Consider the following 21,809-nt stretch of genomic DNA (forward strand, 5'->3'; position numbering starts at 1 on the left):
AGTAGGATCACCCCCAAATGACCGCAGCACCTGACGCGCAGAACCCCTTGCTCGACCTCGGCTTCGAGCTGCCCTTCCACGCCGTTCGCGCGGAGCACGCCGTGCCGGCCACGGACACCCTCATCGCCGCCGCCAGCGCGGCCATGGACGCGGTTCGCGCCAACACCAGCCCGCCCACCTACGCCAACACGCTGGGCGCCATGGAGGCCGCCACCGCCAAGCTGGAGCTGGCCAGCACCGTGCTCGAGCACCTCGAGAGCGTGGCCACCACCGACGCGCTGCGCGAGGCCTACAACCAGACCATCCCCAAGACCACCGCCTTCTGGTCGGCGCTCTCCATGGACCACGGGCTCTACGAGCGCGTGAAGGCCTTCTCGCTCACGGCCGAGGCGGCGTCGCTCGACCCCACCCGTGCGCGCTTCCTGAAGAAGACGCTGGACAGCTTCCGGCGCAACGGCGCCGCGCTCGAGGGCGACAAGAAGACGCGCCTCGAGGCCATCGACACGCGCCTCTCCGAGATCACCACGCGCTTCTCGCAGAACGTGCTGGACTCCACCAACGCCTACGAGCTGTACCTCCCGACCGAAGCGAGCCTGGCCGGGCTGCCCGACAGCGCCAAGGTGGCCGCGCGCGAGGCGGCTGCGGCCCAGGGCAAGGACGGGTGGCGGTTCACGCTACACGCGCCCAGCGTCATCCCGTTGCTCACCTATCTGGACGACCGCGTGGTGCGCGAGCAGGTCTGGCGGGCGTACAACACGCGCGCCACCAGCGGGGACCACGACAACGGGCCGCTGCTGCAAGAGATCGTCGCGCTACGCGCCGAGAAGGCCACGCTGCTGGGCTACCAGAACTTCGCGGACCTGGTGCTGGAGAGCCGCATGGCGGCCACCGGTGCCCGCGCGCGCGAGTTCGTGGACGACCTGGTCACGCGTACCGAGGCCGCGTTCGCGCACGAGAACGACGAGCTGCTGGCCTTCCGGCGCGAGCTCGAGGGTCCTGACGCCGAGGCTCTCTCGCCCTGGGACGTGGGCTACTACGCCGAGAAGCTGCGCCGCGCGCGCTTCGACTTCGACGAGGAGGAGCTGCGCCCCTACTTCCCCGTGAAGGGCGTGCTCGATGGCCTGTTTGCCATCGTGCAGCGCCTGTTCGATGTGCGTATCGAGCCCACCACGCTGCCCACGTGGGACCCCGAGGTCACGACTTACCGCATCGTGGATCCGGACGGCGCGCACGTGGCCACCTTCTACGCGGACCTCTTCCCGCGCGAGAACAAGCGCGGCGGGGCGTGGATGCACCCGCTCATCTCGGCGGTGGACGGTGGCCCGCAGCTGGGCCTGTTCTGCGCCAACAACACCAAGCCCACGGCGGACAAGCCGGCGCTGCTCACGCACCGTGAGGTGGAGACGCTGTTCCACGAGTTCGGGCACCTGTTGCACCACTCACTCAGCCGCGTGTCCGTGCGCAGCCTGGCGGGCACCAACGTGGCCTGGGACTTCGTGGAGCTGCCGTCGCAGATCATGGAGAACTGGTGCTGGGAGCGCGAGGCGCTGGACCTGTTCGCGCGCCACTACGAGACCAACGAGCCCATCCCCGAGGCGCTCTTCCAGAAGATGACCAGCGCGCGCACGTTCCGCGCGGGCAACGCGCAGATGCGTCAGCTGGGTTTCTCCAGCGTGGACCTGCGCCTGCACACCGAGTACGACCCGGCGCGAGACGGCACCGTGCTCGCCTACTCACGGCGCCTGCTCACGCGCTTCTCGGCCTGCCCCTACCCGGACGAGTACGCCATGATCGCGGGCTTCACCCACCTGTTCTCGAGCCCCGTGGGCTACGCCGCCGCCTACTACAGCTACAAGTGGGCCGAGGTGCTGGACGCGGACGCCTTCTCGCGCTTCGCCGCCGAGGGCGTCACCAACCCGAGCGTGGGCCGTGCCTTCCGCGAGGCCGTGCTCGAGATGGGCGACAGCCGCGACCCGGGCGAGCTCTACCGCGCGTTCATGGGCCGCGACCCCGACCTCACCGCGCTCTTGCGGCGCTCGGGGCTGGCCCAGGCAGCCTGAGCCGGCGCTCACTTCCCCAGCTGCGCCAAGCATGCATAGGCCGCGTACTTGTAGCTCTCGGCCAGCGTGGGGAAGTTGAAGACCATCTCGATGAAGAGGTCCACCGTGGCGCCGGCCATCAGCGCCGTCTGCCCGATGTGGACCAGCTCGCTCGCGCGCTCGCCGATGACGTGCACGCCCACGATCTTGCGCGTGTGGCGGTGCACCACCAGCTTGGTGATGCCCTCGGTGTCGCCCGTGATCTGCCCGCGCGCGTTCTCGCGGTAGAAGGCCCTTCCCACCACCACGTCGAGGCCGGCCGCGCGCGCGCTCTCCTCGCTCTCGCCCACCGAGCTGAGCTCGGGGATGGTGTAGATGCCGTAGGGCAGGGTGCCCGACACGCTCTTCTTGTAGTCGAAGCCGAAGGCGTGGCAGACGGCCACGCGCGCCTGCTCCATCGATGTGGAGGCCAGCGCTGGGAAGCCGATGACGTCGCCCGCCGCCAGCACGTAGGGCGCCGCGGTGCGGTAGACCTCGTCCACCGTGAGCAGCCCGCGCGAGTTGGGGCGTACGCCCACGTGCTCGAGGCCCAGGTCCGCCGTGCAGCCCATGCGCCCCGCGGCGAAGAGCAGGTGGTGCGTGACCAGCGTGTCGTCTCCCAGCTGGGTGTGCACGCTGTCTCCGTCAGCACCCAACGTGACGGCGCCCCACGCGCGCCCCAGGTGCAGGCGCACGCCCAGCTCGGCCATGGCGCGCTCGAGCGCGGCCACCATCTCGCGGTCCATGAAGCCCAGGATCTCGTCGCGCGCCTCCACCAGCTCCACCGGGATGCCCAGCGCCGCGAACATGCACGCGTACTCGCAGCCGATCACGCCCGCGCCCAGGATGGTGAGCGAGCGCGGCAGCTCCCCGATCTCCAGCACTTCGTCGGAGTCGTGCACCAGCGGCGACGCGAAGTCGATGTCGTCCGGCTGGCGCGGCTTGGTGCCCGTGGCCACCAGCACGAACTTGGCGCGCAGCGTGCGCGTGCTGCCGTCCGCGTGCGTGACGCACACCTCGTGCGGGCCGGTGAAGCGCGCGTGCCCCTCGATGAGCTCCACCTGGTGCCGTGCGAGGTTGTTGCGGATGCGCAGAGACTCGGCTGCTGCGATGGCGGCCTTCCGCCCCATGAGCCCGTGCAGCATGCGCTGCGGCTCGAGGTCGATGGCCACCCCGTAGAGCGACCGGCTGCGGTGCCCCGAGAGGTACAGCGCCGCCTCGCGCAGCGTCTTGCTGGGCAGGGTGCCCGTGTGCACCGCTGCGCCGCCGGGCTCTTTGGCGCGCTCCACCACGGCCACGCGCTTGCCGAAGTAGGCCGCCTGCGCCGCGCCCTTCTCGCCTGCGGGGCCGCCGCCGATGACCAGCAGATCCAGCTCGTCTGCGCCCTCGGCCGTCATGACGCGGCCTCCGCCAGCTCGAGCGTGAGCTCCACGGGCACCCCGTTCAGCGCCGCGTTGCCGGTCAGGGTGTCCAGCAGCGTCTCGTCGGTCAGGTCGTTCACGCTCACGCCCGGGTGCGCGCTCGCCACGCGCAGCTGCACGCCCTCCCGCTGGTGGCCGAAGCCGTGCGGCAGCGAGACCACGCCGGGCATGATGTCGTCCGTGAGCTCGGCCACCACGCTCACCTCGCCCGTGCGCGAGCGCAGCCGCACGTGCGCGCCGTCCACCACGCCCAGGCGCGCGGCGTCGTCTGGGTGCAGCATGGCCGTGCAACGGTCGCGGCCCTTCATCAGGCGCTCGCTGTTGTGCAGCCAGCTGTTGTTGCTGCGCACGTGGCGTCGGCCGATGAGCACCAGGCTGCGCTCGTCGTCGCCCATGCTGGCGCGCAGGCGCTCCACGTCGGCCAGCATGGGCGCGGGCGCCAGCTCCACATAGGCGTGCTGCTCGGGCAGGCGCTCGCGCAGGCAGGGCTGGAGCGCGCCGAAGTCCTCCCCGTGTGGGTTCTCGCGCAGCTTCTTCAGCGTGAGCCCGTCCTTCAGCAGGTTGGCGCCCGAGCCGTAGGGGCCCGTGCGCAGGCCCACGTCCAGCATGCGCTCGGGCCCTGCCTTCTCGAGCGCGCGCAGCCGGAGCACTTCCTTGTCCATGCGCCCCCCGCGCAGCGCCGCCAGACGGCGCGCCAGCCCCAGGTGGATCTGCCAGTCGTCCAGGGCGCCCCGCTTGGGAGGGAAGGTCGGCAGGCTGAACTTGGCCGTGTTGCGCACCGCGAAGATGTGCAGCGCCAGGTCGTAGTGTGGACGCTCGAGCGGCGAAAGCGGCGGCAGGATCAGGTGCGCGTGGCGCGTGGTCTCGTTGATGTACGGGTCCACGCTGATGAGCAGGTCCAGCTTGCCGAGCGCGCGGTCCAGCTGCCCGCCGTTGGGCGTGGACAGCACGGGGTTGCCCGCCATGGTGAGGAGCCCGCGGATCTGCCCGGTGCCCTCGGTGAGGATCTCTTCGGCCAGCACCGCCACCGGCAGCTCACCGCCGAACTCGGCCAGCCCGCGCACGCGGCTGCGCCAGCGGCCGTGGCTGCCGCGCCCCACGCCGAAGCCGCCCACGGCCTTGAGCGAGTCGAGCGCGGGCTGCGTGAACATGACGCCGCCCTCGCGGTCCACGTTGCCCGTGATGGCGTTGAGCGCATAGACCAGCCACGCGCACAGGCCGCCGAAGCGCTGGGTGGAAGCCCCCATGCGCCCGTACACGGCTGCCCGCCGCGCCGCGAGCAGGCGCGTGGCGATGCTGCCCAGCACGTCTGGCGAGATGCCGGTGTGGTCGGCTGTGAACGCGGCCGGAAACTCCTTGGCCACGGCGCGCAGCTCGTCGAGCCCGCGCGTCAGCCCCTCGAGGTTGCCGAGCCGCACGGCGCCCCGCGCGAACACCTCGTTCACCAACGACAGCAAGAACAGCGCGTCGCTGCCTGGCCGGATGAAGTGGTGCTCAGTCGCGCTGCGGGCGCTCTCCGTGCGGCGCGGGTCCAGCAGGATCACTTGCCCGCCGCGCCCCCGGATGGCGTCGAGGCGCTTGCGGATGCCGGGGGCGCTCATCAGGCTGCCGTTGCTGGCCAGCGGGTTGGCGCCCAGCATCAACAAGAAGTCCGTGCGGTCCACGTCGGGCACGGGCGCCAGGAGCTGGTGCCCGAACATGTAGTACGCCGCGAACATGTGCGGCAGCTGGTCCACGCTGGTGGCCGAGAAGCGGTTCTTGCTGCGCAGCGCCCGCAGGATGGTGGGCCCGAACAGCATGGCCCCCATGTTGTGCACGTTGGGGTTGCCCAGGTACGCCGCCATCGCGTCGTTGCCGTGCCGCCGCTGCAGGCCGTGGATGCGCTCGGCCGCCTCGTCCAGCGCCTCGTCCCACGAGATGGGCACGAAGCCGCCGCGCTCGCGGCGCATGGGCTCGCGCACGCGGTCCGGGTCGTCGTGCAGGTCGGAGAGCGCGGTGGCCTTCGGGCAGATGTGGCCTTGGCTGAACGGGTCCCGCTCGTCACCGCGGGTGGCCAGCACCTTGTCTCCGTGGACCTCGAGCGTGATGCCACACATGGCCTCACAGAGTGAGCACGTGCGGTGATGGAGCGTGGGCGTCGACATGCGCGCCAGCATACACGGCAGGCGTGGCGCTTCGGCAAACGAAGGGCGATCTCCGCCTGCCGAGGTGTCAGGCATGTGATATCAAGCCGAGTGTGACGCGACAGGAGGCCGACGTGGTGAGGAGCAGACGAAGTGTGAGGCGAGCCCCAGCCGTCGGCCGGAGGCAGCGCACGCTGCTGGCGCTGGGCTGTGTGGCGCTCACCGCTTGCTACAGCGGCGGCGGCGGCAGCCTGCGTCCCACCGCCACGATCTACAGCGGTGGCGGCGTCAGCGGCCTCACCCCGGCGTCGCAGTGGGTGGAGGTGCGCCTGCCGGTCGCGCGCGCCAGCGTGCGCATGCCCAGCCAGCCCCAGTACCTGCCCGCGTCCACCGGGGTGGAAGACGACGGCGCCGCGTACCGCACCACCATCGGTGGCCGCGACTACGGCTCGGTTCAGCTCATGGTGGCCATCAGCGAGGTGGACGGCGGCATCGTCGGTCAGCCCCTCGAGCGCCTGCACGCCATGCGCGAGTCGCTGCTGGAAGACGCGCAGGAGCAGGCGTTCGGCACCGTCATGGTCAATGGCTCGCCGGGCTTCGACATCGCCTACATCGTGACCGAGTCGGGGCAGCTGGTGAACGCGCGCGCCGTGCTGGGCCGCCGCCACATCTACCTGCTCATGGCCATGATGGCGCCGCACCTCGCAGCCTCGCACCGCGCCACCACCGCGGCCTACCTCGAGAGCCTGCGGCTCGACCCACAAGACTCGTTCGGGGCCACCGGCGACGGCGTCTACCGGGCGGGCGCGTGGCGCTGGTCCATGCCGGCCGAGGCGCACTTCGCCGTTCGCTTCCCAGGGGCACCCACGGCCGCCGAGGCCACCAGTCCCGCCGAGGGCGCGAGGTTCGTGCGCACGTACCGCGTCATCGGCGCAGGCGGCGCCACGTTCGAGGTGCGCGCCACCGGCTACGAGGACCTGCGTCCTCCGGGCGCCGTGGCCACGCTCGAGGCCGCTCCGCTCGCGCACTACAGCCTGCGCGTCGCGCGCGACACCACTCGTCAGGGCTACTCGGGCCGCTCGCTGGTCTACGAGAGCGAGGGGCGCATGCGCTTCACGCTCATCTTCGGCACCTACGGCGCCACCTACGAGGTCAGCGTCGACCTGCCCCGCACTGCCAGCCCCGACATGATCGAGGCGCGCAACATCTTCCTCGACAGCTTCCGGATGCTCTGAACCATGCGCCTCGTCCATCCCCCCTCGCGCGCGCTCGGCGGTCTCTGGTTCGCGGCCTTGCTCCTCGCTAGCGCCTCGGTCTCGGGGTCGGCACCCGCGGCCGGACAGGCGCCTGTCGCCCCCACGCCCCCCCCACCTGCCGACGGCGGCATCGAGTCGCGCATCCGCCTCCGCCCGATCGACCGCGCCAGCGTGCGCGTCCTGCAGATCACGGGGGCCTCGGCCTACACGTTCGAGGGCCGCGTCAGCCGCGTGCGGCGCGCCGTCAGCCTGCCCGACGCCGTGCACGGCACGGGCGTGGTGGTCGGCCCCGAGGGCCTGGTGCTCACCGCCGCTCACGTGGTGCGCGGTGGCGACGTGCTGGCCATCTTGCGGCCCGGCGCCGACGAGCCGCAGGCCGCGCGCGTCATCTACTCCGACGCGGAGCACGACCTTGCCGTGTTGGCGGTCGATGGCCCGCTGCCCGACCGCATCACGCTGCCCACCGCCATCCGCCCGCTCACGCTCAGCGAGCGCCTGTTCGCCACGGGCTACCCGCTCGACATCCGCGAGCGCTATCCGGCGGCGGTCTCCGGTGAGCTCAGCCGCGAGAACAACGACGGCTCGCTGCAGGTGGCCATGAGCGTCAACCCCGGCAACTCGGGCGGTCCGGTCATCGACGCCGATGGCGCGCTGGTCGGCATCATGGCCCGCCGCGGCGAGCCCACGCGCGGCGTCGAGGGCATCGCCATGCTGGAGCCGCTGCGCTTCGTGCTGCCCGCCATGGAGCGCGCCCGCGCGGCGCTCGGTCAACGCCCGCCCACCTTCGGGCCGCAAGAGCGCCACATCGTGCGGGTCATGGCGGACTTCGTGCGCACCACCGATGAGCGCCCCATCTTCGAGCAGACCGCCGTGGCCACGCTGGACCTCGCGGCCCAAGCCCCGCCCAGCTACGAGGCGGGTGCCATGGTGGCCGTGCATGCGTGGAACATGCAGATCGCGCTGCTCGAGGCGCGCAACGTGAGCGTACGGGACCAGCTGCCGCCGGCTGATCGCGCGCTCGCCGAGCGCCTGAACGAGATGGCCCAGCGTCTGGCGGCCTGGGCGCTGGATGGGGCCCCTTACCTGTCGGTGAATTATAGTGGCCTACGTGGAATTCGCGTGAGCCGGGGCCAGCCGTGGGTGCCCGCACCCACCGAATGACGCTGTTTCTGAGGGGGGCCGGGGCAAAATTGACGCAGCGCGTTGACGCAGCGCGTAAAGCGCTCTAAGTGGTTGGTATCGGTAGGACAAGGTTGCCTTGACACCCAATGCCCCTAATAGGTGCATTGTCCAATCGGGATGGGAAGTCACGACATGAGTACCCGGAAAGCCAACAAAGAGCGCACCCGCCACAAGCTGGTCCAGGCCACGCTGAAGATCCTGCACAAGCAGGGGCCCACGGCGCTCACCACCGGCCGTATCGCCCAGGCCGCCGGGGTCGCGCAGCCCACGTTCTACGTTCACTTCAAGGACATGGACGAGGCGCTCGAAGAGGCTGCCATCACCGTGGGAGACGCGCTCCGCGCTCGCCTGCGTGAATTCCGGGATGGCCTTCAGGACGGCGCCAGCCCGCAGGCCGCCACCCGCCACGCGTTCGCCACGGGCGTGGAGGCCCTCACGGCCGACCGCCGCAGCGCCGAGCTGTTCCTCCGCCACCGCCGCGACGTGGCCAACCCGCTGGGTCGTCGCTGGCGCGAGCTCATGGACGGCGCCCGCGAGGACCTCATCGCCGACCTGCACGCCCGCGGCGTGGGCAAGCACGTGGACGATCTGGTCGTCCTTGCCGATACCATCATCGGACTCGTGCTGACCACGGTGGAATCCATCCTGGACGGTCGAGTGACCAACCGCGCGTCGGCGATGGACATGATGATGCGCAGCGTCGAAGCCAGCATGACGCCGCCCGTGCAGAACGCCAGCCTGGGCGCTTCGGCGGCCTGAGCTTCCGCTGCGGGCAGTGCCGAGCGGATCTCGAGCATGCTGGGCGGCAGTGAGTTGGAAGCGGTGCGATGGGCACCCCCGGCTGGAAGCCGAGGGCAGCAAACCACGTGGCTGATGAGCGTAAAGTCCCCCGCCTTTCGGCGGCGGACTACGTGGCTACCAGCAGGGTTTGCCCTACTGAGGGTACTCAGACACTGCGCCCGGCCACCCTTGGTAGAACACACCCTGTTGTCGATCAGGCAGTCCGCCCAAGGGCGGACTTTCAGCAGGTCCAGGCCTGGTCTGCTGCCCTCGGCTTCCAGCCGGGGGTGCCCATAGTGTCTTGCCACAAGGCGAATAGGCCCCCCTAGCAAGATGTGTCGAATCCTCAGGCTAGGCTTCAGCTGTGGGTGCCCATCGACCCAGCACCGACCGGTCGAGATCTCTGACACGAGGTCCTAGTTGAGGGTCTTCGCGCCCAGCGCTTCGTTGGCCAGCTCGTCGAAGCTGGCGCGCTGCGCCCACTTCTCTTCGGCCTCGTCGTAGAGGATGCCGATCACGCGCCGGTCGATGCCCAACACGCGCTCCACCACGGGCCGGAACACGGGGCCCGACACCGGGTGGTTGGCCAGGTCCGCGAGCGCGCCGGCAAAGCGCGGGAAGGGCCGCGCGGCCACCTCGGGCTTGGCGCCGATCAGCTGGGCGCGCTTGAACGCCTCGAGCAGCCGCTTGCCGCTCGGGTCCACCACGTCCATGGGGCCGAAGAACACGTCCTTGAAGAACGGGCGCGCGTGATAGAACACGCGTGCCATGGACGAGGCGCCGCGCACGCGCTCCTCGAGCTTCAGGCTGGGGCGTGAGGCCTCCGCCGCGATGCCCTCCGGCGACGCGTAGTACTCGATCATGTGGTAGTCCATCGCGATGTGACGGCTCTCGTCGCGGTTGATGCGGTTCATGGCCTGGCGGCTCATGTCGTCATCCACGAAGTCGTCGATGGAGCGCAGCAGCGCCACGTCCAGCAGAAGCTCGCCCGTGGTGATGTAGGCGTTGGCGATCTCCGCCGACAGGTACTGCAGCAGGTCCGCGAACGCGTCCGAGAACGCGAGCAGGTGCGCGTTCATCTTGTACTGCTTGTAGTGGTGCACGTCGTAGTGGCGGGCCAGGCGCACGGCCACCTCGCTGTGGCGCAGCTCGTCCACCACGAACGAGTCGAAGATCTTGGCGAGGACGGGGTCCTCCGCGCGGTCGCGCTGCACCTGGAAGAGCTTCCCCGCCAGCAGCTCGATGCCTGCCATGTCGGTGAAGTACTGCACCACGGCGATCTCGTCCTCACGGCGAAGCTGCTTGGGCTTCACGCTCCAGTCGAGGTCGTCGGCGTGCCACTGGTTGCGTTCACACAGGGAGAGCATGCGGTCGAGGTCCATGTCTGGAGTCTACTAACCGCTTGGTTAGTTAGCAAGTGACACGAAGCGCCGTGTTACGCTCTCCCGCATGGGACTCGATCTCGCCCCCAACCTCATGCAGCCGCCGCTGGGCGTGCCAGACGACTGGTACGTTGCGTGCGAGGCGCGCGAGCTCGGCCGGAAGCCTCTCGCGGTGGAGCTGCTGGGGCTGCGCTTGGTGCTCTTCCGCGATGCGGCCGGCAGGGCGCGCGCGCTCTTCGACCGCTGCTCGCACCGCAACGTCCCGCTCTCCATGGGCCGCGTGTGCGACGGCCAGATCGAGTGCCCCTACCACGGCTGGCGCTTCGATGGCCAAGGGCAGTGCGCGCACGTGCCGGGCCTGCTGGACGACGACCGCGACGCCGGCGCGCAGGGCCGCGCGGTGCCCAGCCTGCTCACGCGCGAGGCCGACGGCTACCTCTGGGTGTACTCCACCGTGGGCGCCACGCGCTCGGTGCGCGAGCCCTTCTCCATGCCCTTCACCAAGGACTCGGCGTACACCACGGTGACGCACGTGCAGGACTTCGAGGGCTCCGTGCACGCCGTGGCCGAGAACGCGCTGGACGTGCCGCACACGGCCTTCGTGCACCGCGGGCTCTTCCGCAGCGGTGGCGAGAAGCGCGGCATCGACGTGGAGGTGCGCCGCTATCCAGACCGCATCGAGGCGGAGTACATCGGCGAGCCGCGGCCCGACGGAGTGATCGGTCGCGTGCTCTCGCCGGGTGGTGGCCTGGTGCGCCACTGGGACCGCTTCTTCCTGCCGTGCATCGCACAAGTGGAGTACCAGCTGGGCGACGACAGCCACGTCATCGCCAGCGTGGCGCTCACGCCCATCGCCGAGCACAAGACGCGCATGTTCGCGAGCGTGAGCTTCCGCATGCCCATCCCCGGTGCGCTGGTGGGCAGCCTGCTCAAGCCCATCGGGCTCCGCATCCTGGACCAGGACGTGCGCATCCTGGCGCGGCAGATGGAGAACATCCGCGCCTTCGGCGGTCAGCGCTACGCATCCACCAAGCTGGACGTACTGGGCCCCGCCATCCAGAAGCTGCTGCGCCTCGCAGAGCGCGGTGAGCGCGAGGCACAGGGCGCCTCTGAAGACGAGCCCGCGCGGCGCTCGCTCCGCATCCACGTCTAACCCCATGCAGGCCACCACCCTCCTCTCCGAGCGCTACGAGGTCACCGGGAGTGTGGCCCGCGGTGGCATGGCGCACGTGTTCCGCGGCGTGTCCCGCGCCCCGGTGGACCAGCAACGGCACGTGGCGGTCAAGCGGCTCCTGCCCAACTTCGGCGGCAACGAGCGCTTCCAGGCCATGTTCCTCGAAGAGGCGCGCGTGGTCGCAGACCTCCAGCACCCGAACATCGCCAGCTTCTACGAGCTGTGCCACGACGACGGCGGGATGCTGTGCATCGTCATGGAGTGGGTGGATGGCGTGGACCTGTCGCGCATGCTGCTGGCCGCGCGTGACGTCGCCCGCCCGGTGGCCGTGCCCGATGCGGCCTTCATCGCCACCTCGGTGCTGAAGGCGCTCAGCGCTGCACACCGCCGCGCGTCGGGGCCCGTGTTCCACCGTGACGTGACACCCGCGAACATCCTGGTGAGCCGCGCGGGCGAGGTGAAGCTCACGGACTTCGGCCTGGCGCGCGCCATGGACCGCATGACCGTCACGCTGCCCGGCGTGGTGGTGGGCAAGCTGGCCTACGTGGCGCCCGAGCTCATCGCCGCCGAGCGCTCCACGGCGGCCTCGGACATCTACAGCCTCGGCGTGGTGCTCTGGGAGATGTTGGCCGGGCGTAGGCTCTTCCAAGCGCAGAACGAGCTCGAGCTGTTCATGCTGGCGGGGCGCGCGGTGATCCCCAGCCTGGACGAGCTGCGCGACGACGTGCCGCCCGCGCTGGCCGAGGTGGTGCGCCAGATGACCCACAAGCAGCCAGCGCAGCGCTTGGCGTGCGCGCAGGCGGCAGCCGAGTTGCTGAGCGCCTTCGTCACCAGTGAGCGTGGCGAGGCGCTGGGCCGCTGGGTCGACGAAGCGCACACGGCCACAGCACCCAAGCGGTAGCCGCTACTCCTGCACCCACAGCAGGTCGAGGCGCGTCACGGCCAGGTCTGCTTTGGTGGGCCGCACCACCACCTCGGTGATGGGGGCGCTCGGCTGCTGGGCGGTCAGCTCGGCGAGGCGCGCCTGGAAGTCGGCCTCGAGCTCGGCCAGCTCTTCCTTGAGGGACGCGACGCTCTGCTCGGCGGCCTGCACCTGTTGCTGGTCCTGGCCGATGCGCGATGCGCTGCGCACGGCAGTGCCGGCACGCGCCACGCTGCGGCTGCCCAGCAGCGCGCCCAGCACCGTGGTGCCCACGTTCACGGCGGTGTCCATCTGCCGCTGCCGCACCTGCCCCTGTTCGTTCTTCACCTTCTGCTCGGCCTTGGTGATGCGCTCACTCAGGCGCGCCAGCTTGGGCTCGAACGCCGCGCGCAGCTTGCCCATCTCGAGGTCGCGCGCCTCGCGCAGGCCGTGCTGCACGCGCGCCACGAACGACGCGTGGTCTTCGCCCGCGCTGGACCACAGCTTGAGCGGCTTGCACTCGTAGAGCGTGAGCCCGAGGTCCTGGTAGGCCTGCGCCTTGATGGCCTTGTCGAGCGCCTTCCAGGTCTTGTCGGTGACGGCGCCGGCGGGCAGCGCCGCGAAGCGCGCGTTCGCGGGCGGGGCGTTGCGCAGGGGCAGGTTCTCGAGCGCGTGGGGCTCCACGTGGGCCAGCGTCTCGGTGGGGTCACGCCCCAGCCGTGGCGCGATGTACGACGCCTGCTGCCAAAGGTCGGTGCTGGTCTTGGCGTGCTTGTAGTGCTGCGACAGCGTGATCAGCAGCCCCGCGTGGTAGCGGCAGCCGTCGGTGCCGCCCAGGAACGTCTCGGCGATGCCTGCGGGCACCACGGGGCGCGACTCGTCGGGCGCGCCCGGGGTGGGGGCTGCGCTGCCGACGCCTGCAGCTTGCGTGGCGGCCAGCACGGCGCTCGGAGCGCTGATGGTGGCGGGCGCGGCCATGCCTTCGCCCCCGTCGCGCGAGAGGCTGCGCAGCTGGTCACGCGTGAGCGGCCCGCGCAGGTACGACAGCGCCCAGCGCGTCTGGAACAGGTCGGGGCCCGCGTCGTGCACGTTGTTCAGCACGAACTGGCGGCCCTTGAGCCCGGCCAGGCGCGCCTCCATGGCGGCGCGGTCGAAGCCCTGGCCCGTGGAGCTGGCCGCGCCCGCGAGGCCGTCCAACACGCGCGCCATGTCGCGCTCGGTCTGCAGGCGCCCCAGCATCCACGTGCCGCAGTTGGAGAGCGCCTTGTAGTCCACGTCCACCGGGTTCTGCGTGGCCAGCACCACCCCCAGGCCGAACGCGCGCGCCTGCTTGAGCAGCGTGAGCATGGGGCCCTTGGACGACGGGTTGGCCACGGGCGGCAGGTAGCCGAAGACCTCGTCCATGTAGAGGATGGCGCGCAGGCTCGACGTGCCCGACTGCGTGCGCATCCACGCGATGACCTCGTTGAGCAGCAGCGTCACGAAGAACATGCGCTGCGCGTCGTCGAGGTGCGCGATGGACAGGATGCTGATGCGCGGGTGCCCGTCTTCGCGCCGCAGCAGGCGCCCCACGTCGAGAGGCTCGCCCTCGAGCCAGGCCGAGAAGCCAGGCGACGCGAGGATGCTGTTGACGCCCATGGCGAGCGACGCGCGCTCCTTCGCGGGGTAGAACGACTCGAGGTCCATCACGCCCACGCGCGTGAACGGCGGCGCCTGGATGCGGCGCACCAGGTCCGCGAGGCTCACGTCTTCGCCGTTGTTCCAGGCGCTGGTGAGCAGGTTGGACAAGAAGATGTGCTCGCGGCTGCGCACGGGGTCGGCCTCGATGCCGAGCATGCCCAGGAGGCCGCTGACCGCACCCAGCACGCGCTCGCGCAGGGCGTCGGGGTCTGCACGCAGCTCTGCGGGCGGCACGGCGAGCGACCGCATGATGGAGATGGGCCGCGCGATCTGGCTGCCGGGCGTGTACAGCACCACCTCGGCCGCGTCGCGGAAGCGCCGGATGCGCTCGCCGTCCTGGCCCCAGTCAGCCAACCCCGTGCGCCACTGCGCTGCCACCGTGCTGGCGTGCTCCGCGGGCGTCTGCCCCTTGCGGCTCGCCTCGCTCGGGTCGATGTAGGGCAGGAAGTCCTCGGCCCGCAGCTCCGGGAAGCGCAGCGCCAGGTTGCCCAGGTCGCCCTTCGGGTCGATCACGATGGCGGGGATGCCGTCGATCGCGGCCTCTTCCAGCAGCGACACGCACAGGCCGGTCTTGCCGCTGCCCGTCATGCCCACGCAGAAGGCGTGCGTGGTGAGGTCCTTCGCGTCGTAGAGCACCAGCTCGTCGTGCCGCAGGGCGCCGTCGTCGGTGCCCACGCGCTTGCCCAGGTAGAACGCGCCCAGCTTCTCGAAGTCGGTCACGGGGCGGTCTCACCGCTCGTGGCCAGCGTCTCCACCAAGCTGCGGCTCATCTGATACTCCACGTAGTTGACCATGCCGGTGGCGAACACGGCCTCGTAGCCCGTGCGCGCCGCGCGCGTGTCGCCCGCCGCCGTCTGCCGCACCGCCACGTAGAAGTGCGCCTCGGCGCGCTGACCGGCCGTGGTGGCTGCCGCGACGAGGCCCGGACCGTCCAGCGTCCCCGCGCCGAAGGCGGCCAGGCGCCCGTACCAGGGGGTGTGGCGGGCAAAGCGCTCGAGCACGGCGTCCACCTCTTCACCGGCGGGCTCCCCCGCGCGCAGCGCCACGAACTGCGTCCAGAGCGCGAAGTACACCTTCCACTCGGGGGCCAGGCCCAGGTTCAGCAGCGCACGGCGGTAGAGCTCGCGCATGAGCGGCAGGTCGGGCGTGGCCGTGGTCAGGTGCATCATGGGCACCATGTAGATCTCGCGCTCGAGCGGGCTCGCTTCCACGGCGGCCAGGAACGCGATGCGCGCCTGCTCGCGGGAGCCGAGCGTGTCGAGCAGCACGCCGCGCCGCGACTGCACGAAGCCCACGCCTTGCTCGCTCAGCTGGGGCAGGGCGGCGTCGTAGAGGTCCAGCGCCTGCCGGTACATGCGCTGCGCCTGCGCTTCGTTGCCGGCCACGTGGAACGCGTTGCCCAGCTCCTGGAGCAGGCCCGCGCGCTGCACGTTGACCTCGAGCGACTCGCCCAGCGTGCGGTCGAGCGCGCGGCGCAGCAGGTCCGCCGCCGGCTCCGCGTTGCCGAGGCGTGTCTCGAACGTGCCGAACTCGCGCAGCACTTCGTTGAGCGGGCCTGCCTCGAGGCTGGCCAGGAAGTGCTGCCGCGCGCCGTCGGGGTGTCCCGAGTGCAGCTCGACCATGGCCGCCAAGAACTCGATCTGGGCGAGCGACACGGGCGCGGGCGAGCTCGGGAAGCGCGTGGCGCGCTCGGTCAGCAGCCTCCGCGCATGCGCGGTGAGCGCGCGTCCAGCGGCGGGGTCTTCGTCGAACACGCCGCGCTCGATGAACTCGTTCAGCTGCGCCAGCGCTTCGTCGTAGAGTTCACGGTTCTCGGGGTCGAGCGCCAGGGCCACCACGTACCATGCGGTCGCGTCCTCGGAGCGCCCCTCGGCGGCCTCCACGGCGGCGAGGCACTCCGGGAAGCGGGTGTCGCGCGGGTAGTCGCGCAGACCACGGCGGCAGATGCCCTGCGCCGTGTCCGGCCGCGAGCGGCCATAGGCCTCGGACAGCTGCGAGAGCGCCTCGGCCCCCGCCTCCGAGCGGCCCTGCGCGGCCACCAGCAGCTCCAGCAGCTGCGCCTCGGTGCGCCCACGCAGCCCCATCTCGCGCACCTTGCGGATGGCCCCGTCCACGTCGCCCACGCGCAGGTACACCGCCACCACGTCGATGGGCGCGATGCGCCCGATCTGCAGCGGCAGCGACGGGGGGTACTCGGACAGCACGCCCTGCATGCCGGCCTCCGACGCGGCGCGCATCACGAAGTCGCGGCGGTCGATGTGCAGCTGGGCCAGCGTCTCCAGCACCGACGGCGACGACGTGTAGTGCGCGTGCTCTTCCCACACGTCGATCAGCGAGGAGTAGCGCTGCAGGAAGTCCGGCAGGCTCTCGCGGGAAGTGCGACCCCACTGCGACACCTGCTGATACTGCTCTTCGGCGCTGAGGCCGCCGCCCTCGGGCGCCTCGATCACGATGCGGCGCAGCACCTCGAGCGCACCCAGCACGGGGCCCTCGTCGCCACGCGGCGAGCCCAGCTCCACGATGCGAAGCGCCACCGGCGCGAGGCTCTCTGGCACCCGGTCGCTGGTGTAGTCGCTGGGCACCAGCAGGTCCGTGCACGCCGCGAAGTGCTCGAGCAGCGCCTCGTAGTCGTCGCCCTCCACGAGGGGGCGGCCCACGCCGTCCAGGTAGGCGAACAGCCGCTGCCGGTCGACCTCGCGGCGCGGGTTGTCCAGCTCGAGCCCGTGGAACGCGCGGCGGGTGGGCGGGAAGCTCGCCTCGTCGAGGGGGCCCACCGAGTCGGGCGTGGTGCTGCCGCCGGGGGTGGAGCCTCCGCAGCCGGCCAGCGAAGTCAGGAGGGCGAGCGCCAAGAACAAGGAGGGCGCGGGAGCGAGCGGGCGTCGATGGGTCATGAGTTGGGCGCAGGATACCGAGCGAAGCCCCGGGGGGCACGCCCATAACGGGCAGCGCCCCGCTCAGCCGCCGGAGGGCCGCGCGTCCAGACCGAGGATGGTCTCCAGGGTGAGTCCCAGCTTGGACAGGTTCTCCTCGAGCGTCTCCTCGAGGCGCTCCCGCAGCCGCTCGCGATCGCGGGGCGCCTCTCGTGCCACCGTCTCCCGCAGCGCCGCCTCCAACACCTCCCGCCCGATGCGGGCCATGACCTCCTCCGGCTGGCCGAGAAAACGCTCTACCGCGCTCTCGAGGTTGGCCGGGTGCAGCTTCAGCAGCAGCGACGCCTCGAGCGCCCACGTCTCACCCCCGGGGGCGAACACCTGCTCCACGCGGGCGTTCACCGGGAACGGCCGCAGCGACATGCATGTGGCCAGCTCCACGAACGGGATCAAGAAGCGCTGCTGCCCCGGCCGCAGCAGCCGGTGGCCCACCACGCTCCCGTCCGGGAGCCGGTCCGCAGCGCCGCCCGAGATGACCCACAGCTCGCCTGGGCGCGCGCGCAGCAGCTGGCGCATCATCAGCGCGCCGAGCACGGCCGTGAGCAGCACCACGCCGCCCGCCAGGAAGCGCACCGGCACGCGGCCAACGGTGGCTCCGGTGGCCAGCAGGAGGAGCCCCCCCAACAGCAGCGGCAGCAGCGCGATGGGCAGCGCCTTCCTCGGGCTGGGCGTGTGCGGCTTCTGCGCGAGCTGCTCGGTCAGCGCCCGCTTCTCCGCCTCGAGCGCCTCTACGCGTTGTTCGAGGGCGTCGGCGCGCTGTCGCGCGGCTAGGTCGTCGTCGCGGAATGCCCCGGCCATGCCGTGGTTCTATACGGTTGTGGCCGCGGGCGCGAGCATGCTGCGGATGGTGGGCACCGCGGCCGGGTCGAGCCACAGCGAGAAGCCGCGGCCGTCTTGGCCCCACCAGTGCACCAGCTGGAAGTCCACTTGGCCGCCGAGCGCGCTCGTCAGCTTGGGCGCGTCCGAGCGCGGGTAGGGCACCCCCTGGAACACCTCTTCGAAGGTGGAGAGCTTGGCCTGCCCCGCGCTCACCAGCGCGTAGGGCTTGAAGAACGACGTCTGTGAGCCGAACTGCGCCTTGGCGATGGCCGCGCTGCGCTCGAGGCCGTCGAGCGGCTCCATGGACACTCCCACGCGCCCGAGGCTGGTGGCGCACACGTGCACCTGGGCGCCGCGCTCGTTGCTGGTGGCCAGCGCGTGCAGCAGCTTCTCGCCCAGGTGCGGCACGCCACCGCCCGGCATCAGCGGACCGATGTAGCAGACCGCGCTCCACCACGACGTGATGGTCTCGCCATCGCTCAACCCGAACTCCTCCTGGTGCTGCTTCTGCATCAGGTTCCCGCGCCCACCCGCAGCCTTCACGCTGCGGAAGTAGTTGGCGTACCAGATGCCCAGCACCACGACGATGACCACGAACGGCAGATAGCTCATCTCGATCTCCTCTCGTCGGCGTTTACTCGCTGGGGACCCGTTCACGCAAGCGACTTTCTGCTACGTGGCACGTCTCGGGCGCCGATCGGACACTGACTGAACGTCAGCTCGCGAACGCCGGGCGCAGCACCTCGCGCGCGAAAGTCGCGAACGACGTGGGCGTGGTGGTCTGCGCGCTGCGCGGCTCGGCGGGGACCATGCGGCCGTTGCCGAGGCCCTCCAGCATGCCGCGGTACAGCGTCACCACGAACTCGGGCACGCCCGCGCCGCGCATCCCGTCGAGGGCGGCGTCGAGCGGCACGGACACGAAGCTCACGTTGCGCTCCAGCACGCCGGTGAGGATGTCCGCCACCTCGCTCATGGACAGGTCCTCGGGGCCGTGGATGCCGCGGTAGCGATGCCCGCTCCACGTGGCGCGCAGCTCCTCGGCCGCGACCCGCGCGATGTCGCGCGTGGCGACCAGCGGCATCTTGGTGTCGGCGGGCTGCGGCATGTACCACGCGCCGTCGCTGCGGATGGTGCCCAGGTTCCCGAGGAAGTTCTCCATGAAGTACGCGGGGCGCAGGGCCAGCACGTTGGGGAGCTGCGCGCGGAAGGCCTCCTCCACGTGGCGCATCAGCGTGACCGGCCCGTTCCCGTCGTTGTGGGCGCCCACGCTGGAGAGCACTACCACGCGCGTGACGCCCGCCTTCGCCGCGGCAGCGGCGGCGATCTTGGCAGTGCCCGAGGTCCACGCCGCGAAGTCTGGCCTGTAGGCCGGCGGGGTGAGCCAGAACGCGGCATGCACGCCCTCGAATGCGCGCTCGAGGGTGGCCGGGTCGTCGATGCTGCCCGCCACCACGCGGGCCCCGCGGGCGGCCAGGTCGGCCACCTTCGACGGGTCGCGCTGGATGACGACCAGCGACTCGCCGGCGGCCAAGAGGGCCTCCGCGAGCGGGCGTCCGATGTTTCCGTTGGGGGTGTTGATCAGGATGGTCATGGGCTCTGCTCCTCGCCGACGGCTCCGTGCGTGGCGTCTTGGGTTCGAGACCATCCTGGGTGCTCCGTAAGATTGAGTAAAACGACTAGGACTCACTATGAGTTGAGAGATACTCAACCACGTGGACCACGCTCGCCTCGCCCAAGCCAACCTGAACCTGCTCGTCACGCTGGACGTGCTGCTCGAGACGCGCAGCGTCACGCGCGCGGCCGAGCGGCTGGGCGTCACCGTGTCCGCCGTCAGCCATGGGCTGCGGGCGCTGCGTGAGAGCTTCGACGACCCGCTCTTCGTGCGCACGCGCGCCGGTCTCGAGCCCACGCCGCGCGCGCTGGGGCTCGCGGGGCCCCTGCGCCAGGGGCTGCGCACGCTCGACCAGACGCTCGAAGACGACCCGCGCTTCGACCCGGCCACCAGCACGCGCACCTTCACGCTGGCCACCACGGACTATGTGGCCACCATCCTCGCGGGGCCCCTGATGCGCGCGCTGGCCGAGACCGCTCCAGGCGTGACGCTGGACATCCGCTCGGTGCCCGAGGCCGAGGTGGAGGGGCAGCTGGCGCGCAGCGAATTGGACGTGGCGATCAGTCCGCCCGCCCCGGCTCTAGATGGTCTGATGCGCCGCCGACTGTTGGACGATGGCTTCGCGTGCTTGGTGCGCGAGGGGCACCCGCGCGTGGGCAAGCGGCTCTCGCTCGCCACTTATGTGGCTCTGCAGCATGCGCTGATCAGCCCGCAGGGCAGCGGCACCAGCATCGTAGACCGTCTCTTGACCGAGCGCGGCCTCGCGCGGCACGTGGCGCTGCGCGTGCAGAGCTTCGTCACCGCTCCGCTGGTGGTAGCCGAGTCCGACCTGATCCTCACCGCACCCACGTTGCTGGTGCGCACCTTCGCGCGGCATGCAGGGGTGCGCGTGCTTCCGCCGCCCCTCAGCGTGCCGCGCTTCACCGTGTACAGCTTCTGGCACCAGCGTGTGGAGCGCGACCCGGCCCACACATGGCTGCGTGCCCGCCTGGTGGACGCGGCGGTGCTGGCCAGCCGCGCGAAGGCGGGGTGAACCGAGGGCGCCTGCGCGCGGCTACTCTCGCAGCGTCGCGCGGCGCTCGATGGAACCCAGCTCGTCGGCGGGGATCGGGACGTGTGAGTGCAGCCCCGCGAAGACGCGCTCGACGGAGTACAGCATGGTGCCGCCCTCGGGGCGCCCCTGGTTGTCCCAGACCTCCCAGCGCAGCCAGCCGTGGTCGAACCGGGCCTTCGAGCCCGCGGTGGCGTCCCCCGTGCTCCACGTCTTGGTGGGCAGCTCGTCGTAGTCCAGCAGCGGGAACGTGCGGAGGGACCGCGCGCCAGAGGCCAATGCGCTGCGCAGCCCACGGCGCAGCTCGCGTCGGAAGTCGAGCGGCAGCGCACCGCGCACCGGGCCGTGCAGGAACACACCGTCCCAGCGCGCCACGTACTCCTGCGCGGGCGTGCCCACGGGGTGGCGTCGCAGGCCCTCCGGGGTGGCGAACACGCGGTAGGTCGGCTCGCCCGGCGCGACCGAGAGCGCCTCCATGGCCGGGACCGCCGCGGGGTCGAACGCCTGCCAGAAGCGCCAGCGCTCGTTGGTGTCGCCGCTCAGCCCGTGCGCCTTCCCACGCGCCATCGCCAGCAGGACCGCCGACTCGGTGGCCGGGTCGGCCACGCTCTCGCCACGCAGCAGCTGTTCGAGCGACACGCGCTGCGCCGGCAGCTCGCGCCCGTCGATGCGTGTGTCCACGGTCACCACCTGCTCGTCGAGCGACAACGTCAGCGTGCGCGTGCCCGCGTACCAAGGGACGGTCCAGCTGCGATCGGGGTGCTTCGGCATGATGCCCGGAGCGTGGCACGCTGGGGCGGCGCGAGGCCACCGTGCTAGCGTTGCACTGCATGGATTCGCAGCCGAGCGAGGGCGAGCAAGACGGAACGCAGCGCTGGTTCGCGGGCCTGCCGTCGGTGGGGGTGGTCCCACCCGAGGCGCTCACCGATGTGCATCGACGTGTGGCGGAGAAGGCGCTGCGCCAGGTGCGTCGCCAGCGGGCACCTGGTGCCCGGGAGTCTCGCCATCCTGATCCTGCTCGTCGTGATGGTGCGTGTGCCAGGCATGCTGTGCTTGGTGCTGCCGTTGGTGCTGCTCTTCGCCTTCTACGGCCCTCGGTTCTTCGAGCGCAGTTGGCGGCTGCGCGCGCTCCCCCGTTGGGTGGACGACCGCGGGATCCACGGCACCGTCGAGCGCTTCGAGGGGCACCAACCGTCCATGTCTCGAAAGCAGTTCCTTGGTCAGCTCGCTCCCCGAGAATCAGATGTCCACCGGGGGTACGGGTCCTCGGCTTCTTCGGCTCGACGTGCTGGTCGAGATCGGCCTGGTGCTGAGGGTCGAAGAACTCCCCAGGCTCGGGCGCCCTGGGGCCCAACGCCGCCATCGAGAAGCCAGCACGGCGCCCGGCGGAGTCCAATACCTGCACGTCCAAACCACCTCG

The 21,809-nt window shown here is 71.0% G+C and carries 16 protein-coding genes; 7 read left to right on the plus strand and 9 right to left on the minus strand.

From position 1 onward, the window contains the following. The first annotated feature begins 17 nt into the window (after nt 1-17). Entirely contained in the window at nt 18-2,060 is a 2,043-nt protein-coding gene (locus IPI43_05180; protein ID MBK7773515.1) for a M3 family metallopeptidase, read from the plus strand. Between the two features lie 8 nt (nt 2,061-2,068). Here IPI43_05180 and sthA read toward each other — a convergent pair whose 3' ends face one another. Both sthA and IPI43_05190 read right to left on the minus strand, forming a co-directional pair. Further along, the gene (sthA, locus tag IPI43_05185) at nt 2,069-3,475 is read right to left on the minus strand and encodes a Si-specific NAD(P)(+) transhydrogenase (protein MBK7773516.1); all 1,407 of its coding nucleotides are present in this window, start codon (nt 3,473-3,475) and stop codon (nt 2,069-2,071) included. Next, nucleotides 3,472-5,643: a molybdopterin oxidoreductase family protein gene (locus IPI43_05190; protein MBK7773517.1), complete on the minus strand. Its 2,172-nt coding sequence runs from the start codon at nt 5,641-5,643 to the stop codon at nt 3,472-3,474. Before IPI43_05190 ends, sthA begins: the two co-directional genes overlap by 4 nt. A gap of 134 nt (nt 5,644-5,777) precedes the next feature. On the opposite strand from IPI43_05190, the gene IPI43_05195 reads away from it, so the two are divergent. The 3 genes from IPI43_05195 to IPI43_05205 all read left to right on the plus strand — a co-directional run bounded on the left by IPI43_05195 (nt 5,778) and on the right by IPI43_05205 (nt 8,819). Next, nucleotides 5,778-6,857 (plus strand): hypothetical protein, encoded by a 1,080-nt coding sequence (locus IPI43_05195; protein MBK7773518.1) that lies wholly within the window; start codon nt 5,778-5,780, stop codon nt 6,855-6,857. A gap of 3 nt (nt 6,858-6,860) precedes the next feature. After that, nucleotides 6,861-8,039: a trypsin-like peptidase domain-containing protein gene (locus IPI43_05200; GenBank protein ID MBK7773519.1), complete on the plus strand. Its 1,179-nt coding sequence runs from the start codon at nt 6,861-6,863 to the stop codon at nt 8,037-8,039. Between the two features lie 153 nt (nt 8,040-8,192). Then, on the plus strand, nt 8,193-8,819 hold the full coding sequence (locus tag IPI43_05205) for a TetR/AcrR family transcriptional regulator (GenBank protein MBK7773520.1): 627 nt from the start codon (nt 8,193-8,195) through the stop codon (nt 8,817-8,819). Between the two features lie 437 nt (nt 8,820-9,256). Here the strand turns inward: IPI43_05205 and IPI43_05210 are convergent, their stop codons facing one another. Then, on the minus strand, nt 9,257-10,222 hold the full coding sequence (locus IPI43_05210) for a hypothetical protein (GenBank protein ID MBK7773521.1): 966 nt from the start codon (nt 10,220-10,222) through the stop codon (nt 9,257-9,259). A gap of 67 nt (nt 10,223-10,289) precedes the next feature. On the opposite strand from IPI43_05210, the gene IPI43_05215 reads away from it, so the two are divergent. Together IPI43_05215 and IPI43_05220 are read left to right on the plus strand one after the other, a co-directional pair. Beyond that, nucleotides 10,290-11,375 carry an aromatic ring-hydroxylating dioxygenase subunit alpha gene (locus tag IPI43_05215; protein ID MBK7773522.1) on the plus strand — a complete coding sequence of 362 codons (1,086 nt, stop codon included), beginning with the start codon at nt 10,290-10,292 and terminating at the stop codon, nt 11,373-11,375. A gap of 4 nt (nt 11,376-11,379) precedes the next feature. Then, nucleotides 11,380-12,297, plus strand: a complete 918-nt coding sequence (locus IPI43_05220; GenBank protein ID MBK7773523.1) for a serine/threonine protein kinase — start codon at nt 11,380-11,382, stop codon at nt 12,295-12,297. 3 nt (nt 12,298-12,300) lie between these two features. On the opposite strand, the gene IPI43_05225 is transcribed toward IPI43_05220, so the two are convergent. The 5 genes from IPI43_05225 to IPI43_05245 form a co-directional block, all read right to left on the minus strand. Further along, nucleotides 12,301-14,697 carry a DUF87 domain-containing protein gene (locus IPI43_05225; protein ID MBK7773524.1) on the minus strand — a complete coding sequence of 799 codons (2,397 nt, stop codon included), beginning with the start codon at nt 14,695-14,697 and terminating at the stop codon, nt 12,301-12,303. After that, nucleotides 14,694-16,868 (minus strand): hypothetical protein, encoded by a 2,175-nt coding sequence (locus IPI43_05230; GenBank protein ID MBK7773525.1) that lies wholly within the window; start codon nt 16,866-16,868, stop codon nt 14,694-14,696. Before IPI43_05230 ends, IPI43_05225 begins: the two co-directional genes overlap by 4 nt. 63 nt (nt 16,869-16,931) lie before the next feature. Then, nucleotides 16,932-17,705, minus strand: coding sequence for a hypothetical protein (locus IPI43_05235; protein ID MBK7773526.1), 774 nt, complete (start codon nt 17,703-17,705; stop codon nt 16,932-16,934). Between the two features lie 9 nt (nt 17,706-17,714). Further along, complete coding sequence (locus tag IPI43_05240) at nt 17,715-18,338, minus strand: hypothetical protein (protein MBK7773527.1); 624 nt, start codon at nt 18,336-18,338, stop codon at nt 17,715-17,717. A 103-nt stretch (nt 18,339-18,441) separates the two neighbouring features. Next, nucleotides 18,442-19,317, minus strand: a complete 876-nt coding sequence (locus IPI43_05245; GenBank protein ID MBK7773528.1) for an NmrA family NAD(P)-binding protein — start codon at nt 19,315-19,317, stop codon at nt 18,442-18,444. Nucleotides 19,318-19,426: 109 nt separating this feature from the next. Here IPI43_05245 and IPI43_05250 point away from each other — a divergent pair, with 109 nt between their 5' ends. Beyond that, nucleotides 19,427-20,371 carry a LysR family transcriptional regulator gene (locus IPI43_05250; protein ID MBK7773529.1) on the plus strand — a complete coding sequence of 315 codons (945 nt, stop codon included), beginning with the start codon at nt 19,427-19,429 and terminating at the stop codon, nt 20,369-20,371. Nucleotides 20,372-20,392: 21 nt separating this feature from the next. Here IPI43_05250 and IPI43_05255 read toward each other — a convergent pair whose 3' ends face one another. Further along, nucleotides 20,393-21,160 carry a hypothetical protein gene (locus tag IPI43_05255; GenBank protein ID MBK7773530.1) on the minus strand — a complete coding sequence of 256 codons (768 nt, stop codon included), beginning with the start codon at nt 21,158-21,160 and terminating at the stop codon, nt 20,393-20,395. Nucleotides 21,161-21,809: the final 649 nt, after the last annotated feature.

It is taken from the genome of Sandaracinaceae bacterium (genome assembly GCA_016706685.1).
GTDB lineage: Bacteria > Myxococcota_A > Polyangia > Polyangiales > Houyiibacteriaceae > JADJJE01.

Excerpts from the sequence above, each read along its gene's own strand:
- IPI43_05180 (MBK7773515.1), top strand. The coding sequence starts at position 18 with ATGACCGCAGCACCTGACGCGCAGAACCCCTTGCTCGACCTCGGCTTC.
- sthA (MBK7773516.1), bottom strand. The coding sequence starts at position 3,475 with ATGACGGCCGAGGGCGCAGACGAGCTGGATCTGCTGGTCATCGGCGGC.
- IPI43_05190 (MBK7773517.1), bottom strand. The coding sequence starts at position 5,643 with ATGTCGACGCCCACGCTCCATCACCGCACGTGCTCACTCTGTGAGGCC.
- IPI43_05200 (MBK7773519.1), top strand. The coding sequence starts at position 6,861 with ATGCGCCTCGTCCATCCCCCCTCGCGCGCGCTCGGCGGTCTCTGGTTC.
- IPI43_05205 (MBK7773520.1), top strand. The coding sequence starts at position 8,193 with ATGAGTACCCGGAAAGCCAACAAAGAGCGCACCCGCCACAAGCTGGTC.
- IPI43_05210 (MBK7773521.1), bottom strand. The coding sequence starts at position 10,222 with ATGGACCTCGACCGCATGCTCTCCCTGTGTGAACGCAACCAGTGGCAC.
- IPI43_05215 (MBK7773522.1), top strand. The coding sequence starts at position 10,290 with ATGGGACTCGATCTCGCCCCCAACCTCATGCAGCCGCCGCTGGGCGTG.
- IPI43_05220 (MBK7773523.1), top strand. The coding sequence starts at position 11,380 with ATGCAGGCCACCACCCTCCTCTCCGAGCGCTACGAGGTCACCGGGAGT.
- IPI43_05230 (MBK7773525.1), bottom strand. The coding sequence starts at position 16,868 with ATGACCCATCGACGCCCGCTCGCTCCCGCGCCCTCCTTGTTCTTGGCG.
- IPI43_05235 (MBK7773526.1), bottom strand. The coding sequence starts at position 17,705 with ATGGCCGGGGCATTCCGCGACGACGACCTAGCCGCGCGACAGCGCGCC.
- IPI43_05240 (MBK7773527.1), bottom strand. The coding sequence starts at position 18,338 with ATGAGCTATCTGCCGTTCGTGGTCATCGTCGTGGTGCTGGGCATCTGG.
- IPI43_05245 (MBK7773528.1), bottom strand. The coding sequence starts at position 19,317 with ATGACCATCCTGATCAACACCCCCAACGGAAACATCGGACGCCCGCTC.
- IPI43_05255 (MBK7773530.1), bottom strand. The coding sequence starts at position 21,160 with ATGCCGAAGCACCCCGATCGCAGCTGGACCGTCCCTTGGTACGCGGGC.